General features: G+C 69.3%; 16 protein-coding genes. 10 read left to right on the plus strand and 6 right to left on the minus strand.

Annotated features, from left to right (window positions below; all coding sequences use genetic code 11):
• The first annotated feature begins 44 nt into the window (after window positions 1-44).
• The 5 genes from BLW75_RS28555 (at window position 45) to groL (ending at window position 5,044) form a co-directional block, all read left to right on the plus strand.
• Window positions 45-722, plus strand: coding sequence for a TIGR00266 family protein (locus BLW75_RS28555; protein WP_034308282.1), 678 nt, complete (start codon window positions 45-47; stop codon window positions 720-722).
• Between the two features lie 4 nt (window positions 723-726).
• The gene (locus BLW75_RS28560) at window positions 727-1,350 is read left to right on the plus strand and encodes an AIM24 family protein (RefSeq protein ID WP_034308285.1); all 624 of its coding nucleotides are present in this window, start codon (window positions 727-729) and stop codon (window positions 1,348-1,350) included.
• Between the two features lie 114 nt (window positions 1,351-1,464).
• The gene (locus BLW75_RS28565; RefSeq protein WP_005164266.1) at window positions 1,465-1,671 is read left to right on the plus strand and encodes a cold-shock protein; all 207 of its coding nucleotides are present in this window, start codon (window positions 1,465-1,467) and stop codon (window positions 1,669-1,671) included.
• Between the two features lie 56 nt (window positions 1,672-1,727).
• The gene (locus BLW75_RS28570) at window positions 1,728-3,167 is read left to right on the plus strand and encodes a serine/threonine-protein kinase (protein WP_034308287.1); all 1,440 of its coding nucleotides are present in this window, start codon (window positions 1,728-1,730) and stop codon (window positions 3,165-3,167) included.
• 248 nt (window positions 3,168-3,415) lie between these two features.
• The gene (groL, locus tag BLW75_RS28575; protein WP_034308290.1) at window positions 3,416-5,044 is read left to right on the plus strand and encodes a chaperonin GroEL; all 1,629 of its coding nucleotides are present in this window, start codon (window positions 3,416-3,418) and stop codon (window positions 5,042-5,044) included.
• A gap of 243 nt (window positions 5,045-5,287) precedes the next feature.
• On the opposite strand, the gene BLW75_RS28580 is transcribed toward groL, so the two are convergent.
• Window positions 5,288-5,512, minus strand: a complete 225-nt coding sequence (locus BLW75_RS28580) for a PspC domain-containing protein (RefSeq protein WP_007033414.1) — start codon at window positions 5,510-5,512, stop codon at window positions 5,288-5,290.
• A gap of 96 nt (window positions 5,513-5,608) precedes the next feature.
• On the opposite strand from BLW75_RS28580, the gene BLW75_RS28585 reads away from it, so the two are divergent.
• The 3 genes from BLW75_RS28585 (at window position 5,609) to BLW75_RS28595 (ending at window position 8,128) form a co-directional block, all read left to right on the plus strand.
• Window positions 5,609-6,403, plus strand: coding sequence for a transporter substrate-binding domain-containing protein (locus BLW75_RS28585; RefSeq protein WP_034308292.1), 795 nt, complete (start codon window positions 5,609-5,611; stop codon window positions 6,401-6,403).
• Between the two features lie 78 nt (window positions 6,404-6,481).
• Window positions 6,482-7,063, plus strand: coding sequence for an RlpA-like double-psi beta-barrel domain-containing protein (locus BLW75_RS28590; protein WP_034308294.1), 582 nt, complete (start codon window positions 6,482-6,484; stop codon window positions 7,061-7,063).
• Between the two features lie 156 nt (window positions 7,064-7,219).
• On the plus strand, window positions 7,220-8,128 hold the full coding sequence (locus BLW75_RS28595; protein ID WP_241783427.1) for a M23 family metallopeptidase: 909 nt from the start codon (window positions 7,220-7,222) through the stop codon (window positions 8,126-8,128).
• A 63-nt stretch (window positions 8,129-8,191) separates the two neighbouring features.
• On the opposite strand, the gene BLW75_RS28600 is transcribed toward BLW75_RS28595, so the two are convergent.
• Window positions 8,192-9,136, minus strand: coding sequence for an o-succinylbenzoate synthase (locus tag BLW75_RS28600; protein WP_034308299.1), 945 nt, complete (start codon window positions 9,134-9,136; stop codon window positions 8,192-8,194).
• A 66-nt stretch (window positions 9,137-9,202) separates the two neighbouring features.
• On the opposite strand from BLW75_RS28600, the gene BLW75_RS28605 reads away from it, so the two are divergent.
• Entirely contained in the window at window positions 9,203-12,016 is a 2,814-nt protein-coding gene (locus tag BLW75_RS28605; RefSeq protein ID WP_449500955.1) for an AfsR/SARP family transcriptional regulator, read from the plus strand.
• 115 nt (window positions 12,017-12,131) lie between these two features.
• On the opposite strand, the gene BLW75_RS28610 is transcribed toward BLW75_RS28605, so the two are convergent.
• From BLW75_RS28610 to BLW75_RS28620, 3 genes are all read right to left on the minus strand, one after another.
• Window positions 12,132-12,947, minus strand: a complete 816-nt coding sequence (locus tag BLW75_RS28610; protein ID WP_034308305.1) for a DUF72 domain-containing protein — start codon at window positions 12,945-12,947, stop codon at window positions 12,132-12,134.
• A gap of 52 nt (window positions 12,948-12,999) precedes the next feature.
• The gene (locus BLW75_RS28615) at window positions 13,000-13,755 is read right to left on the minus strand and encodes a DUF4253 domain-containing protein (RefSeq protein ID WP_034308676.1); all 756 of its coding nucleotides are present in this window, start codon (window positions 13,753-13,755) and stop codon (window positions 13,000-13,002) included.
• 234 nt (window positions 13,756-13,989) lie between these two features.
• Window positions 13,990-15,636, minus strand: coding sequence for a DNA repair helicase XPB (locus tag BLW75_RS28620; RefSeq protein ID WP_034308308.1), 1,647 nt, complete (start codon window positions 15,634-15,636; stop codon window positions 13,990-13,992).
• Window positions 15,637-15,721: 85 nt separating this feature from the next.
• Here BLW75_RS28620 and BLW75_RS28625 point away from each other — a divergent pair, with 85 nt between their 5' ends.
• Window positions 15,722-16,354 (plus strand): LppU/SCO3897 family protein, encoded by a 633-nt coding sequence (locus BLW75_RS28625; RefSeq protein ID WP_034308310.1) that lies wholly within the window; start codon window positions 15,722-15,724, stop codon window positions 16,352-16,354.
• A 59-nt stretch (window positions 16,355-16,413) separates the two neighbouring features.
• Here the strand turns inward: BLW75_RS28625 and BLW75_RS28630 are convergent, their stop codons facing one another.
• On the minus strand, window positions 16,414-17,373 hold the full coding sequence (locus tag BLW75_RS28630; protein ID WP_091598502.1) for an ABC transporter substrate-binding protein: 960 nt from the start codon (window positions 17,371-17,373) through the stop codon (window positions 16,414-16,416).
• Window positions 17,374-17,383: the final 10 nt, after the last annotated feature.

The following is a 17,383-nucleotide window of genomic DNA, read 5'->3' on the forward strand; positions in this document are numbered from 1 at the left end:
TGCAAGACTCTGCGCGTCACAACCACCACCGGGGAGAAGAAGACATGCAGGTTCAGATCCGTCACCAGCCCTCGTTCGCGGTTGCGAGGCTCATGCTCGCCCCGGGTGAGCCGGCGCAGGTCGAGTCGGGCGCGATGATGGCGACGAGCTATGGCGTGCAGGTCCAGTCCCAGGCGCAGGGCGGCATCATGAAGGGCCTCGGCCGCGCCTTCCTCTCCGGCGAGTCGTTCTTCATCTCCACCTACACCGCCCCGCAGAACGGCGGCTGGGTCGACGTCGCCGCGAACCTGCCGGGCGACATGCAGATCATCAACCTCGACGGCCGCACCGGCTGGTGCGTCACCCGCGGCTCGTGGCTCGCGTCGTCGCACGGCGTGCAGACCGAGACCAAATGGGGCGGGCTCAAGAACCTCGTCGGTGGCGAGGGCGGCTTCCTGACCCACGCGACGGGACAGGGCCCGCTGGTCGTGGCCTGCTACGGCGCGCTGGAGACGGTGACCCTGCAGCAGGGCGAGGTGATCACCATCGACACCGGGCACGTCGTCGCGTTCGCCGACACCCTGCAGTACCAGATCCGCAAGGTCGCCACCGGCGTCATCCAGTCGATGAAGAGTGGTGAAGGCCTGGTCTTCGATTTCGCCGGTCCTGGCCAGCTGCTCACCCAGACCCGCAACCCGTCGGCGCTGTCCGCCTGGGTGATCGCCCAGGTCCCCTCCCGCTGAGCCCATGCGGGTCCAGACGAGGCATACCCCGAACTTCGGGGTCGCACGAGTGCTGTTGTCCCCCGGCGAGGCCGTCCAGGCCGCCGGGGACACCCTGCTGGCCAGCAGTTTCGGCATCACCGAAACCGTTCCCTCCCGCGGTGGTTCGCGGGCGCGCAAGGGCGCGCCGTCGGTATTCAGCGCGCCGGAAGGTGGCGGTTGGATCGACTTCGCGCCGCTGGCCGCGGGCGACGTCTATCCGCTGGAATTCACCGGCGCGGGTGGCTGGTGCGTGAGCCGGGACGCGATCCTCGCCCGGCCGGCGACCGTCCGGCACGATCCCGGCTGGGCGCCGCTGCAGACGCTCTTCGGGTCCGACTCCGGTTTCCTCGAGCACTACAGCGGAACCGGGCCGCTCGTACTGGCCGCGCAGGGCCCGGTCGACGCCTTCGAACTCACCGCGGGCGAGCTCGTCACCGTCCGGCCGGACTTCCTGCTGGCCTACCCGGACACCGTGCAGTGCCGTCTCCGCGCGGTCGACCCGTCCGGCCCGCAGTCGGTCCGCACCGGCGAAGGGCTCGCGCTGGACTTCGCGGGACCAGGACGCGTCCTTGTGCAAGCGCGCAATAGGCGGCTTTCCCGCGGATGACCTTGAGACGAATTGAGCATTGCCGACGCCGGTAATTCGGGTAGCGTGAACTGCACTCGAAACCGCCGGCCGGGGCAGAGAAGGCCGACGGATCCAGTGCTGAGGGAGTGCGCTGTGGCAGTCGGCACCGTCAAGTGGTTCAACTCGGAAAAGGGCTACGGATTCATCGAATCCACCGAAGGGCCCGATGTCTTCGTCCACTACTCGGCCATTCAGGCCGACGGATTCCGGACGCTCGACGAGGGTGACCGCGTGGAATTCGAAGTCCAGTCCGGCCGTGACGGGCGGAGTCAGGCGGCGGACGTACGCAAGGTCTCATAACGAGACTTCGGCCGACCCCCGGCGGCCTCCGGAACTGGCGCGTTAGGCTGCGCTGCGTGACAGGCGATGAGTCGGGGGACCTGACCGGTCGCCGGCTGGGCAACTACCGCATCGACGGAGTGCTCGGCAAGGGCGGCATGAGCGTGACCTACAAGGCCACGGACGTGCGGCTCGGACGCAAGGTGGCACTGAAGGTCATCGGTGATCACCTCGGGGCCGACGCCGAGTTCCGCGAACGCTTCGTCGACGAGGCGCGGAACACGTCCGCGATCGACCATGCCAACGTCGTGCCCTTGTACGACTTCGGCGAGCTCGAAGGCATGCTCTACATCGCCATGCGGATGGTCGACGGCGGCGACCTCGCCGGGCTGATCTCCGGCGGCCCGATCGCGCCCGCCCGTGCGCTGAACATGCTCGACCAGGTCGCCGACGCGCTCGACACCCTGCACAACCGGGGTCTCGTGCACCTCGACGTCAAACCGGCGAACGTCCTGGTCACCAGCAAGGAGACCTCTCGTGAGCACGTCTACGTCGCCGACTTCGGCCTGACCCGCCGCGGCGCCACCGGGCACCGGACCCGCGGCGGCGACTTCCTCGGCTCGCCCACGTACGCGGCCCCCGAGCACCTGCGCGGCGAGCCGCTCGACGGCCGCACCGACCAGTACGCGCTCACCTGCGTCCTCTACGCCTGCTTGACCGGCAGCCCGCCCTTCAAGGGTGACGTGCAGACGGTCATCAAGGGGCACCTGAACGGCGAGCCCCCGGCCATCTCGCGGATCGTCGGCCTGCCCGCCGGGATCGACGAGGTCGTCCGGAAGGGAATGGCGAAGAATCCCGCCGATCGCTACCCCAACTGTGTTGAGATGATCGCGGCCGCCAGGCGCGCGCTCGGTCCGCTCGCGACTTCGAACGAGCCTCCCGGTCCGCCCGGGGCCGCGGCGCCGGTCCAGCAGACCGCGCCCCAGCAGGCGCCAAGGCAGAACACGCCGCCACAGGGAGAGGGGGGCCCCGTGCACCCGTACGGAGGACAGCAGCCCGGCTACGGCCAGCAGGGACCGGGACCGCAGGGGCCGCCGCCGCAAGGCCCGCCGCCCGGTTACGGCCCGCCGCCGCAGCAGGGTGGCTTCCAGCAGGGTGGTTTCCAGCAGGGGCCGCCGCCTGGCTACGGCCCGCCGCAGCAGCAAGGCGGTTTCCAGCAGGGTGGTTTCCAGCAGGGGCCGCCTCCGGGTTACGGCCCGCCGCAGCAGCAGGGCGGTTTCCAGCAGCAGCCCAAGAAGGGCGGCGGCGCCAAGTGGATCTGGATCATCGTCGGCGCCCTCGTGGTCGCGGGCGCGATCGTCGCCGCCATCTTCGTCTTCGGTGATTCGAGCAGGGGCAACGGCCCGCAGACCACCGCGCCGAACATCCCGGTCGGCCCCGGCGGCTCGCAGTCGCAGGCCCCCGGATCGTCGCTGAAGCCGCCGCCGTCGTCGATCTCCATCAAGCCGAGCACCTGATACCACCGCGCTGACCTGCGGTTCTTGCACTCTCCCCTGGAGAGTGCTAAACACGACATTGGCACTCGACGCCGTCGAGTGCCAGGCAGAGCGGTCACCGATCGCTCGCCTGAAGGTCGGGACGGTGAGGCCGCACCCTTGATCGGGTGGGTCGTCCGTCGCGGGCACCGAGCCTGGCCGAGGAAGAGTCCTGCCGCCGCGCTGTAGTAGGCGTGCGGCGGCGCCCAATACCGGAGGACCACACCGCAATGGCCAAACTGATCGCGTTCGACGAGGACGCCCGCCGCGGTCTTGAGCGCGGCTTGAACACCCTCGCCGAAGCCGTCAAGGTGACCCTCGGCCCGCGGGGCCGGAACGTCGTGCTCGAAAAGAAGTGGGGCGCGCCGACGATCACCAACGACGGTGTCTCCATCGCCAAGGAGATCGAGCTCGAGGACCCGTGGGAGAAGATCGGGGCCGAGCTCGTCAAGGAAGTTGCCAAGAAGACCGACGACGTCGCGGGTGACGGCACCACCACCGCCACCGTGCTCGCCCAGGCTCTCGTCCGCGAGGGTCTGCGCAACGTCGCCGCCGGGGCCGACCCCATCAGCCTGAAGCGCGGCATCGAGGCGGCCGTCGAGGCCATCACCGAGCAGCTGCACAAGATGGCCGTGCAGATCGAGACCAAGGAGCAGATCGCCGCCACCGCGTCGATCTCCGCCGCGGACCGCACCATCGGTGAGCTCATCGCCGAGGCGCTGGACAAGGTCGGCAAGGAAGGCGTCGTCACCGTCGAGGAGAGCAACACCTTCGGGCTCGAGCTCGAGCTCACCGAGGGTATGCGCTTCGACAAGGGCTACATCTCCGGTTACTTCGTGACCGACCCGGAGCGTCAGGAAGCCGAGCTCGAGGACCCGTACGTCCTCCTCTTCGGCTCCAAGATCTCCACCGTCAAGGACGTCCTGCCGCTGCTGGAGAAGGTCATCCAGTCCGGCAAGCCGCTGCTGATCATCGCCGAGGACGTCGAGGGCGAGGCCCTGGCCACCCTCATCGTCAACAAGATGCGTGGCACCTTCAAGTCCGTCGCCGTCAAGGCCCCGGGCTTCGGTGACCGCCGCAAGGCGATCCTGCAGGACATCGCGATCCTGACCGGTGGCCAGGTCATCTCCGAGGACGTCGGCCTCAAGCTGGAGAACGCGGACCTTTCCCTGCTGGGCAAGGCGCGCAAGGCCGTCATCACCAAGGACGAGACCACCATCGTCGAGGGTGCGGGCGACGCCGACCAGATCCAGGGTCGCGTCAACCAGATCCGCGCCGAGATCGACAACTCGGACTCGGACTACGACCGCGAGAAGCTCCAGGAGCGCCTGGCGAAGCTGGCCGGCGGCGTGGCCGTCATCAAGGCCGGTGCCGCCACCGAGGTCGAGCTGAAGGAGCGCAAGCACCGCATCGAGGACGCGGTGCGCAACGCCAAGGCCGCCGTCGAAGAGGGCATCGTCGCCGGTGGTGGCGTCGCTCTCATCCAGGCCGCCGAGGCCGCCTTCGCCGGTCTGAAGCTCGAGGGCGACGAGGCCACTGGTGCCAACATCGTCAAGGTCGCCGTCGAGGCGCCGCTCAAGCAGATCGCGATCAACGCCGGCCTCGAGGGCGGCGTCGTGGCGGAGAAGGTCAAGTCCCTCCCGCAGGGCCACGGCCTCAACGCCGCCACCGGTGTCTACGAGGACCTGCTCGCCGCCGGCGTGCCGGACCCCACGAAGGTCACCCGCTCCGCGCTGCAGAACGCCGCTTCCATCGCGGCGCTGTTCCTGACCACCGAAGCCGTCGTGGCGGACAAGCCGGAGAAGGCCTCGGCCGCTCCCGCCGACCCGTCCGGTGGCATGGGCGGCATGGACTTCTGAGTTCGAGCCTGTAGCACCACCGGAAAGCCCGGACGCGCCTCGCGCGTCCGGGCTTTTCTTCTGCCCGTAACTCGCGTGCTTGGGGACGTAACTCGCGTGATTGAAGCCGTAACTCGCGTGATACGGCCTCGATCACGCGTGATACGGCGAAAGCGAAAGGCCCGGGCATCCCCATACCCGGGCCTTTCGCTTGTCCCCCTGCCCCAACGGGCGCCGCGCCCCCTGCGCGCGACGCCCGCCCCGTCAGGATTCGCCCGGTTGTTCCGGAGTCAGGAGCCACGCGGCGGCGTAGAGCGGGATCGCGAAGCCGGCGGTGAAGAAGACGCCTGCCACGAGGGCGATGCGCAGGATCGCGGCGTCGACGCCGAGGTAGGCGGCCCAGCCGCCGGCGACGCCCGCGAGCATCTTGTCGGTGCGGCTGCGGTAGAGCTTCTTGGTGGCCTGGGGGGTGTACACGCTGTTGGTCATGGCTCAATGTTCGCTTCGGAACGACCCCCGGCGCATCGGGGAACGGCCCCGAGCCGACCCTGGAATCCGACCCTGAGGGGCGGGGAGAATGCCTTGATGACGATCAAGGCGAAGGTGCTCACGTTCGGGGTCGCGGTGCTGACCGTGCTGGGAATCGGTACGGCCGGCGCCGCGCCCAAAGGCCATGGCGCGCAGAGCAGGCTCGACGTCGTTCAGGCTCGCGGCGAGATCCGCGTGTGCTCGACGGGCGACTATCGCCCGTTCACCTATCGCGACGCGGCGGGCGCGTGGAGCGGGATCGACATCGACCTCGCGGGCGACCTCGCGCGGCGGCTCGGCGTCCGGCTCCAGCTGGTCCAGACCACATGGAAGGCGATCGCCGACGACGTCGGGCGGAAATGCGATCTGGCGACGGGCGGGGTGTCGGTGACGTTGGACCGCGCGAAGAAGGGTTTCTACACCGTTCCCTATCTTCGTGACGGCAAGACCCCGATCACCTTGTGCGAGAACGAAAAGCGCTTCCAGACCCTGGAACAGATCGACCAGCCGGGCGTCCGGGCGATCGTGAATCCGGGCGGTACCAACGAACAGTTCGCCGACGCCAACCTCGAACGCGCGACCATCGTGCGGCATCCGGACAACAACACGATCTTCGCCGAGATCCTGGCGGGCCGGGCCGATCTGATGATCACCGACGCGACCGAAACCCGTTGGCAGGCAAAGCGGAATCCGCGTCTGTGCGCGGTGCACCCCGACGAGCCGTTCACCTTCTCGGAGAAGGCGTACCTGATGCCGCGCGACATCGTGTTCAAGGAGTGGGCCGACCAGTGGCTGCATCTCGCGCTGAACGACGGCACCTACGCGCGGATCGCGAAACCCTGGCTCGGCTGAACTCGGTTTGAACCATTTCCGTTACCCGGCCGTATCCCTGGATGTGGGTGAGGAGGAACCAGACCGGAGGAAGCACCGATGATGAACAGTGCCGGGAAACACCGCAAGCGTGCGACGATCGGCATCGCGTCCATTCTCGGGGTGGCCGCCATCGCCGCGGCGATGTTCGCGATCAGCACTCCGGACGGACAGGCCGCGGAAAGCTGCCAGGGACTGGACACCGCCCTCCGGAACAATCTCGGCTTCATCGCGGGCCAGCAGGCGGATCCGGACGCGCAGTCCGCGGCGCGGATCGCGAACCGGCAGGCTGTCGTCGACCTCATCCAGCAGCGCCGCGAAGCCGCGGGATGCACCGAGGACGTCCAGGCAGACGCCATCGCGGGAGAGGCCGTCGAGCAGGCGGCAGGGGAAGGCGAAGTCGTCTGCCCGGGCTCCACGGTGACGCTGTCCGGCGAGGGCGGCGCGCCCGCGGCGTCCAGCAGCGAGTTCCCGGCGGGCACCAAACTGAAGGTGACGAACCTGGACAACGACAAGTCCACGACCGTCGAGGTCACCGGCGTTTCCGGCAGCTGCGCGCTGCTGAACAACGCGGCCTTCGAGCAGGTCCGCGAACCCGGGAAGTTCCTGATCCGCCGGGCCACCATCGAGCGGGTCGGCTGAGACACCCGCACCGGGACGGGGAAGACGCGGACGGTCCGGTGCGGAGGCGGCGCGAGTCCTCCTGGTCCCCTCGGCCAGGAGGGCTCGTGGTCGTTTGTATCTCGCTTGTACGCCCTTTCGGGACGCTTCTCGCGAAACGCCGAGAAAGGACTTCCGATGAGATTCAGACGAGTGGTCACGGCGGCCGCCACCGCCTTGCTGGGCATGGCCGGGCTGGCGATCACCGCGACGTCGGCCGAGGCCGCCGTCGGGCCGCGTCCCAACTTCCAGCTCCCGTTCCCCTGCAACCAGGTGTGGAACGGCGACAACGACAACAGCAGCGCGCACCGGGCCTACGAGATCGACTTCAACCGCGGCGGCTCGGCGGGGGCGGACCTCGGTGACACCGTGGTCGCGGCCGCGGCGGGCAAGGTCGTCATCTCGGCGCACCAGGGGTCGGACAACGGGTTCGGCAATCTGGTGAAGATCGACCACGGTGGGGGATGGTCGACCTACTACGCGCACCTGAAGGTCCGCTCGGTCGCGCTCAACGCGCAGGTCGCGCAGGGGCAGAAGATCGGCGAGGTCGGCAACACCTCCAAGCCGGGCAACAACATCAGCCCGCACCTGCACTACGAGGTCCGCACCAACGACTCGTCGTGGCCGAGCAACATCAAGCCCGCGTACTTCAACGGCGTGAAGTTCGGCTACCCGAACGCCAACGTGACCTCGAAGAACACCTGCAGCGGCAACGGGAATCCCAACCCGTACGACGCCGTCGAGGTGTGCGGCGACGGCTACAAGGTGATCGACTCGCAGGCACTCGGCAGCGCCGCGACCGCGTACCTGCTGTACAACGGCACGACCAAGAACAACTGCGTCACCACCATCAAGTCCACCTCGGTCGGCACGGGCAGCGCGGTTTCGGCCTTCCTCGAAGTCCAAGGTTCGGCGAGGAAGACAGACTCCGGCAGCTTCGAGTACTACGCGGGCCCGGTGAGCGCGGCCGCCGGCGCGAAGTGCGTCCGGTGGGGCGGCTCGGCGGGTTCCAACAGCTACGAATCGCCTTTCGAGCACTGCACCTGATCTTCTCCCGACAGCGTGAGATGAAGGACGCTTTCATGGCGAAATTCGTTGTGAAAGCGTCCTTCATGGCGTCCGGAGGTGGGCGCGGACGCGGGTGAGGCGGGCTTCCCAGGCCGCCCGGACGTCCGGGGCGGCGGCGTGAGCCGCGAACAGGTCGGGAGCGGGAGCCTGAAGCGGCACCGGCAGCTGACCGTCCACAGGAGACAGTGAGTCGCCGCAGACATCCCCCGTCAGCAAGGACATCGTGCCCAGTCCGCAGGCGAAGTCCAAAGTGGGCAGTGCACCCGCGAGCGCCAGCCCGGCGGCGAGACCGACGCTCGTCTCGACGGCGGACGACACCACGCACGGCAGCCCGCACGCTTCGGCGACCTCCAGCGCTCGCCGGACCCCGCCCAGCGGAGCGACCTTCAGCACGGCGATGTCGGCCGCTCCCGCCACGGCCACCTTGAGCGGATCCTCGGCCCGGCGGATCGATTCGTCCGCGGCGATCCGCACGCCGACCCGGCGCCGGACGTCGGCGAGCTCCTCGATCGACGGGCACGGCTGCTCGGCGTATTCGAGCCCGCCCGCCGCGCGGTCCAGTTCACCGATGGCCTTGACCGCGGTGTCCACGTCCCAGGCCATGTTCGCGTCGACGCGGACCGCGCCCCGAGGGCCCAGCGCGGACCGCACCGCCTCCACCCGGGCGCAGTCCTCGGCGAGGCTCACCCGCGGGTCGGCGACCTTCACCTTCGCCGTACGGCAACCCGACGCGGACACGAGTTCGTACGCCTTGTCCGGGGACACCACCGGGACGGTCGCGTTCACCTCGACGCTCTCCCGCACCGGCGACGGCCAGCCGCGTTCGCTCGCCTCCAGCGCGGACGCCAGCCACGGCGCGCTCTCGGCGTCGGAGTAGTCGGAGAACGGGCAGAATTCGCCCCAGCCCGCTTCGCCGCGGAGCAGCAGTCCTTCACGGACGGTGATGCCGCGGAACCGCGTGCGCAGGGGGATCGCGTAGACGTCCATCGGTACCGATCATGCCACTGTGGGAATCACGTGCCGTTTGTCTCGGTTCCGGACAGAATGAGCGACGTGGCACTCGACTTTCGCGTGCTGGGGCCCACGGAGGTCACGGCGGACGGGCTGCCGGTGCCCTTGGGCGGCAGCAGGCCGCTCATCGTGCTGGCGGGCCTGTTGCTGCGCGCGAACACGGTGGTGCCGGTCGAGGAACTGGGCCGCTGGCTGTGGCCGGACGACCGGCGGCGGTCCAAGGGAGCCCTGCAGACCTACATCCTGCGGGTCCGCCGCGCGCTCGGTGACGAGGTCACCATCCGCACGGAACGCGGCGGCTACCTGCTCGAACTCGACGAGAAGCTGCTCGACCTCGCTCGTTTCCGGTCACTCGCCACGGCCGGGACGGAGGCCGCGCGGGACGGCGACCTGCGCGGGGCCGCGGACCGGTTCGCCGCCGCGCTGTCCGAGTGGCGTGGCCCGGCATTGCAGAACGTCCACTCCGAAGCGCTGCTTCGGGACGAAGCCGATCAGCTGGGTGAAGAGCGGCTGCGCGTGCGTGAGCAGTGGGCCGACGCGCTCATCGCCCTCGGCGATCACGCCACCGTCGTTCCCGAACTGACCAGGTTGTGCCGCGAGAACCCGCTGCGGGAGCGGCTGCACGAGCAGCTGATGATCGCGCTCTACCGCTCCGGCAGACAGGCCGAGGCGCTGAAGGTCTACCGCCGGATCGGCGCGGTGCTGGCCGAAGAACTCGGCCTCGACCCAGGCGCGTCGCTGCAGCGGGCGCACCAGGCCATCCTGACCGGTGAAGAGTCCGTCGAGACCACATTGGACTCCGGGCTCACGCGGTACCGGCTCGGCGCCGAGCCGTTGATCCCGCGGCAGCTCCCCGCCGATCTCCGGGTGTTCTCCGGCCGCCAACGCGACCTCAAGGCGCTGCACGGACTCGTCCCGGAAGCGCTGGACACCGAGCGTTCGACCTCGATCGCGTCGATCGAAGGGATGGGCGGGATCGGAAAGACGACGCTCGCCGTCCATTTCGCGCACGAGGTCGGAGACCGGTTCCCCGGCGGGCAGGTGTACCTCAACCTGCGCGGCTACGGACCCGGCGAGCCGGTCGAAGCCGCCGCCGCGCTCGAAACCATGCTCGTCTCCGTCGGTGTCCCCGCGGACCGGATCCCCGCCGACGTCGACGGGCGCGCGGCCACCTGGCGCACCTACAGCGCCGGCCGCCGGATGCTGATCCTGCTCGACAACGCGGGGAGCACCGAACAGATCAGGCCGTTGCTGCCCGGCCCCGGCTGCCTGGTGCTGGTGACCAGCCGCTGGCAGTTGCAGGCACTCGTGGCGACCCACGGCGCGCGGCGCCTCGCGCTGGAGGAACTGCCGGACGAGGACGCGATCGCCCTCCTCGCGTCGACGATCGGACTGGACCGCGTCGCCGAAGACCCCGAGGCCACCGAACGATTCGTCCGGTACTGCGGCGGGCTGCCGCTGGCCATCCGGATCCTCGCGGTGCGGGCGGCACAGTTCCCGGACCTCGGGTTGCGGGAGTTCGTCCGGCTGCTGGAAGCCGAACAGGACCGGCTGGGCTCGTTCGACCTCGCCGACGGCGACGAAACGAACATCCGGGCCGTCTTCTCGTACTCGTACCGGGCGCTCGACGAACGGGCCGCGCGGCTGTTGCGGCTGCTCGGCCTGCCCACCGGTGGCGACTTCAGCGTGCCCGCGGCCGCGGCGGTGGCCGGGGTCGACATCGCCGAAGCGCACGAGGATCTGGCGAAACTCGCGTCCGCTCACCTGATCGGGCGGTCCAGGCCGGGCCGGTACCAGTTCCACGACCTGATCCGGGCGTATGCGGCCGAGCTTTCGGCGAAGATCGACGGGCCCGAGGCGCGGACGGCCGTGCTGGACAGGCTGCTCCACGCGTCGCTCGCTTCGGCGTTGAACGCGTCGAGGCTCCTGCGTCCGGAACGGCATTACCGGCTCGTGGAACCGGAGCGGTTCGACGGTGCCGGACTGCGGTTCGGGCACTACGAGCAGGCGCTCGACTGGTTCGACGAGGAGGCGGGGAACCTCATCGCCGCGGTGAACGTCGCGTACCGGGAGCGGCGGTACCGGGAGTGCTGGCAGCTGGCGTGGCTGCTGCAGTCGTACTTCATCGTGCGGGCGCGGCTGGAGGACTGGCGTTCGGTGTTCGGCGTGGCGCTCCGCGCCGCCCGGGACCTGGGGGACCGTTCCGGCGAGGCCGCCATCCTCAGCGGGCTCGGCGTGGCCTGCGGCGTCGCCCGCCAATACGGCGACAGCGTCGGCTACCTGAAGCAGGTCGTCGAACTGCAACGGCAGGTCGGGGACCGGCAAGGTGAGGCGCGGGCCCTCTACAACCTCACGCTGGCCAGCCAGGACCCCGACACCGGATGGGAATACGGGACGCGCGCGTTGCGGCTCATCCGGGAGAGCAACGTCGGCGCCGGCATGGAGGCCAGCGCGCTGCAGGCTCTCGGCGACATCTGCACCAAGGCGGGCCGCTTCGAACAGGCACTCGACTTCGCCGATCAAGCCTTGGCGCTGGAGTCGCACGCGCTCCCCGACGAAGCCCGCTTCACCTTGCACACCAAGGGCACCGCGCTGGTCGGGCTCGGCCGCGGCGAGGAGGGCATCGCCTGCATGCGGCGCGCCGTCGAGATGTTCTTCGCCCACGGTGAGCTCTACGAGGCGGCCGACGTGCTGGCCCAACTCGGCGGAATCCATCTTCGGCTCGGTGATCCCTCGTCGGCGCGGGAGTGCTGGCTGCGTTCGGTCCGGGTGCTGACCGAACTCGCGCATCCCGACGCCGAGGACGTCCGGACGAAGCTGGCCTCGCTCGTCGGCGAAACGGCCAAGGCCGAGTGAGGCACGGGCGCCCGGCGTGCCGACCCCCAGTCGCAGCACGCGAGTACGCCCGTGCCCGCACATGTCACCTAACAGGACACCGCTCACTGCGCGCTGACTGTGCAGCTTGCGCGGGTCAAACCAGCAATTTCGCGAGGGCGATCGCGTTCTTCGGCGCTTCCACCTTGACGTCGTTGTCGAAGTAGACGTACGTGTCGCGGTCCCAGCCCTTGATCCTCCGGGCCCACTCCTTCAAGGCCTTGTCGCTGTACCCGCTGACGTACAGTTCCTCGTCGCCGTGCAGGCGGACGTACGCGAACTCGTCGCTCGTCATCTCCTCGATGAACGGGAACTTGCCCGCGGTGTCGGCGACCACGAGCGCGATGCCGTGTTTCCGGAACAGCTCGAGGCTTTCGGGCTCGGCGAAGCTCGGATGCCGCACTTCGACGGCGTGCCGGAGCTTCCGGCGAGGCTTCGGATCGGTGTACGGCTCGGCTTTCAGCTTGTCGTCGTGTTCGCTCGCGAGCTTGGCGGCGGCGTGGCTGGTGCGCGGCAACAGTTTGAAGAACGCCTCGACGCGCTCGGCGTCGAACGCCAGCCGGGGCGGCAGCTGCCAGAGGAGCGGCCCCAGTTTGCGGCCGAGCGCCAGCACCCCGGACGCGAAGAAGTTCGCCAGCGGCGCCTCGACGTCCCGCAGTTGCTTCATATGCGTGATGAAGCGGCCGCCCTTGACGGCGAAGACGAAGTCGTCCGGCGTCACTTCGGCCCACGAACGGTATCGCTCGGGACGCTGCAACGAGTAGAACGAGCCGTTGATCTCCGCCGAGTTCATCCGGGACGACAGGTATTCCAGCTCGCGCCGCTGCACCAGGCCGCGGGGATAGAAGTCCCCGCGCCACGGTGGGTAGCGCCAGCCCGAAGTGCCGATCCTCAGCTCCGCGACGTCGATCACCGCCTTTCCGCGTTGGCCTGATTCCCCCTCTCCGGCCGGTGCAAACGCCCGCTCACGCCCACGAGAACCGCCACCGCCGGGTCTGGACCAGGCTGGAGGCGAACTCGCGGAGATTGCCCGGCTGACCGGCGAACGAGGGCAGGCAGAACGCCCGGTGCTCGGCGGCGACGGTGAGCGCGCGGCCCTGGGTGCGCGGCGGCGCGGCCACCGACAGCTCCATCGAGTCGAAGCCCAGCACCGTGAGCGTCGCGCCGAAACGGTCTTCCCAGCTGCGCAGGACGGCGGACAGCTCGTGCACCTGGTCGGTCGCCTTGATCATGCCCGTCCAGCCGAGGATCGCCGGGATGTCGGCGGGCCGCTCCGTCTGCACCAGCGCCAGCCGATGCGGCCCGCGCGCGGCCAGGATCGACCCGGTGTTGCCCGCTTCGGCCAGCGGATCCGCCCGGCGCGCCGGGCGACGGGCGAGCCCGGGGAACTTCGCGCCGAACGGGCGCAGGCAGGCGCCGTCGCAGCACGACGTGTCCCACCAGCGGGCCAGCACCTCGGCCGGGTCCACCGAGGCGATCCGGTGGTCGGCGGGGGCGAGCCTGCCGCGGTCGTCGATCCAGTCCTCGCCGTTGGCGGCGAAGCGCTGGTCGTGCGGGATCAGCACCGGCCAAAGCCCGGAGCGGTCGAACTCGGCGACACAGCCGGTGTAGCGCTCCGGCCTGGCCAACGGCAGGTCCGAAACCCAGATCCGGCCGTGCCACCGGCCGGGCGGCAGGGTCTGGACGGGCGGCGTACCCGGACGGAACGGTGCGATCGTCATCGGCTTCCCCTCGAACTGGTGTTCGGTCAACTCTACCCGAACACTAGTTCGAAGCACCGACAGTTTTCGATACCCCGTTTGCGGGATCCCGGGGCGGACGCCTCAGGTGCCTCTGGTGTCACATGGGCACCACGTTCGTCCACAGTGGACTTTTCGAGGCCGGGAGGTGCTGCCGCGAAAGCTACTTTCGCAACGAGTTCTTCACGGAGCGGCCACCCAAGACCGAAGACCGTCCTACATGGGGCGCAGCAGGTCGTCCGCGTCCACGATCCGGTACGCGTACCCCTGTTCCGCCAGGAACCGCTGCCGGTGCGCCGCGTACTCCGTGTCCACGGTGTCCCGCGAGACGACCGAGTAGAAATGCGCCTGCCGCCCGTCGCCCTTGGGCCGGAGCAGCCGTCCGAGCCGCTGTGCCTCTTCCTGCCGCGAGCCGAACGTCCCGGAGATCTGGATGGCGACCGACGCCTCCGGCAGGTCGATCGAGAAATTCGCGACCTTCGAAACGACCAGGGTCCTGACCTCGCCGCGACGGAACGCGTCGAACAGTTCCTCGCGTTCCTTGTTCCGTGTCGCGCCCTGGATCACCGGCGCGTCGAGTTCGTCGCCGATCATCTCCAGCTGGTCGAGATAGGCCCCGATGACCAGGGTCGGCTCGCCGGGATGCCGGTCGACCAGCGCTTTGATCACCTTGGTCTTGGTGTCCGCGGTCGCCGCCAGTTTGTACCGCTCCTCGGCCTCGGCGGTCGCGTACGCGAGCCTTTCGGCGTCCGTCAGCGTCACCCGGACTTCGGTGCATTCCGCCGGTGCGATCCAGCCCTGCGCCTCGATGTCGCGCCACGGGACGTCGTACCGCTTCGGTCCGATCAGGGAGAACACGTCGCCCTCGCGCCCGTCCTCGCGCACCAAGGTCGCGGTCAGCCCGAGGCGGCGCCGCGACTGCAGGTCCGCGGTCATCCGGAACACCGGCGCGGGCAGCAGGTGGACCTCGTCGTAGACGACCAGGCCCCAATCCCGCGAATCGAACAGGTCCAGATGCTTGTATTCGCCCTTGGTCTTGCGCGTGACCACCTGGTAGGTCGCGATGGTGACCGGCCGGACCTCCTTCTTCTCCCCGGAGTATTCGCCGATCTCCTCCTCGGTGAGCGAGGTCCGCGCGACCAGCTCCCGCTTCCACTGCCGTCCGGCGACGGTGTTCGTCACCAGGATCAGTGTGGTCGCCTTCGCGTGTGCCATGGCCGCGGCGCCGACCAGCGTCTTGCCCGCGCCGCACGGCAGCACGACGACGCCGGAGCCGCCCGCCCAGAACGCCTCGGCGGCCTTGCGCTGGTAGTCGCGCAGCTCCCAGTCGACCTCGGCGAGGTCGATCGGATGCGCTTCGCCGTCGACGTAGCCGGCGAGGTCCTCGGCGGGCCAGCCGACCTTCAGCAGCGCCTGCTTGAGCCGCCCGCGTTCGGACGGATGCACGATGACGGTGTCCTCGTCGATGCGGGCGCCCAGCATCGGGCTGATCTTCTTGTGCCGGAGGATCTCTTCCAGCACCGCGCGGTCGATGGTCGACATCACCAGGCCGTGCGCCGGGTGGTTCGCGATCTGCAGCCGCCCGAACCGGCCCATCGTGTCCACGATGTCGATGAGCAGCGGCTGGGGGACGGGGAAGCGCGAGTACGTCGTCAGCGCGTCGACGACCTGTTCGGCGTCGTGGCCCGCCGCGCGGGCGTTCCACAACGCCAGTGGCGTGATCCGGTAGGTGTGGACGTGCTCGGGCGCGCGTTCCAGTTCGGCGAACGGCGCGATGGCGATCCGCGCGTCGTCGGCCTGGCTGTTGTCGACCTCGAGGAGCACGGTCTTGTCGGATTGGACGATCAGCGGGCCATCGGTCACATCGTCCTTTATACGTTCCGGCCACACCGGCTCCCGCCGCGGCACCGCTGGTGGAAGGATATGCGGCAGGTGACTGGAGGGGACCTTGACGACTACACCGACCGGCGGGACACCCGAGTTCGACCCGTTCAACGCGCCCGCGCCGCTGCCCCCGATGCCCGAGGCGGTACCGCCGACGCCGTTCCCCAAGCCGCCACCGCTGAGCGTGCCGGCCAAGGTCTCGATCGTGCTGGGCGTCGTCGCCGCGCTGGGCCTGGGGAGCCTGGCCGCCTTCGGGCTCTCGCAGTCGAGCCGGTTCACCAGGGTCGAGGCGGGCAAGTGCCTGTACCTGACCGACGAGGCGGGCGGCAAGCAGAGCTACACGACGGCCAGTTGCTCGTCGGATCGCGCGACCTTCCGCGTCGACGAGGTGCGGTCGGGCTCGTCGGACTGCCGTAGCGCCGACTACATCCAGTTCGAGCTGTACGGGGGTTCGTCGAGCAAGAGGGCGGACAAGACGCTCTGCCTCGCGCTGAACGTCGAGAGCGGGGACTGCCTGCGCGACGTCGTGCACGAGACGCGGATCGCGAAGGTCCGCTGCAGCGACATCAGCGCGGAGGCGCGCGCGACCGTGATGCGGGGATCGGCGGCCGTCTGCATGCCGGAGGACACCGAACTGCGCTACACCGGGCCGCCCGTGCGCACCGTATGTCTCAGGCCGACCGGAGAGAACATCTAGCGCGTGGTCGTGAGTGGTAAGGACGGTTCTAACCGTCCTTACCACTCACGAGGAACCCGTTACGGGCGCGCCACCATCGACTGCACGTCGAGCCGCGCGCCGAGCAGGCCGGAGTTGTGCATCAGGTCGGCGACGCGTTGCAGCCGGATGCCGTTGAGGGACACCGGGTACGTCCCGAGCGAGATCAGCGACGCCGTCGTCCGGTCGATGTCGGAGAACGACGGCAGCGCGTCACGGACGACGGCCGGGTCAGCGGCCCGCACCTGCGCTTCGCCGAGCACCTTGCGGAAGACGGCGAGCGTGCGGGCGTTGCCCTGCCCGAAGGCGCCCGTCGAAACGTATGACGACATCGGGAAGTCCAGTGTCGCGCCGCGGGCGCCGTCGGCGAGGATGCTCGCCCCGAGTTCCTTTTCGGCCCTGGTGATGTACGGCTCGACCATCCACGCGGCATCGACCTCGCCCGCCTGCAACGCCTGGGGCATCCGGTCGAACGGGTGCTGCTTGAACTGGATCCGGTTCACGTCGACCCCCGCGGTCGCCAGTACCGAGCGGGCCGCCAGCACACCGACGTCGTCGAGCATGTTCACCGCGATCTTCGGCGACTTCTTGAGGGTCGGCTCGGTGTAGTCGGAGCCGGGGAGTGTGACGAGCGCCATGGTGTTGCGGCCGGCGGTGTACGCCTCGCCCTGCAACTGGAGCGCCGTCCCGGCCGCGGCGGCGCGGAAGATCGACACGTCACTCGCGAACGCCAGATCGATCTCGCCCGCGGCGAGTTTGCCGATCGCCTGGTCGGCGGGGACTTCGGCGAGGGTCACGGAAAGGCCGGCCGCGGTGAACTTCCCCTCGGCGACGGCGACCCGCAACGGTGCCGTGTCGATCGGGCTGCTGACGCCGATACGCAGTTCCGTCCGTTCGAGTGGCGCGTCGGTACTTGCGTCACCACCGGAAAACACTCCGCAACCGGCGGCCGCCAGCAGCGCCGCTACCAGCGGAATCGCCAAGACGCGCATCTTCGTCACCGCTCACCTA

Origin of the sequence: Amycolatopsis lurida, assembly GCF_900105055.1 — a bacterium.
Lineage (GTDB): Bacteria > Actinomycetota > Actinomycetes > Mycobacteriales > Pseudonocardiaceae > Amycolatopsis > Amycolatopsis lurida.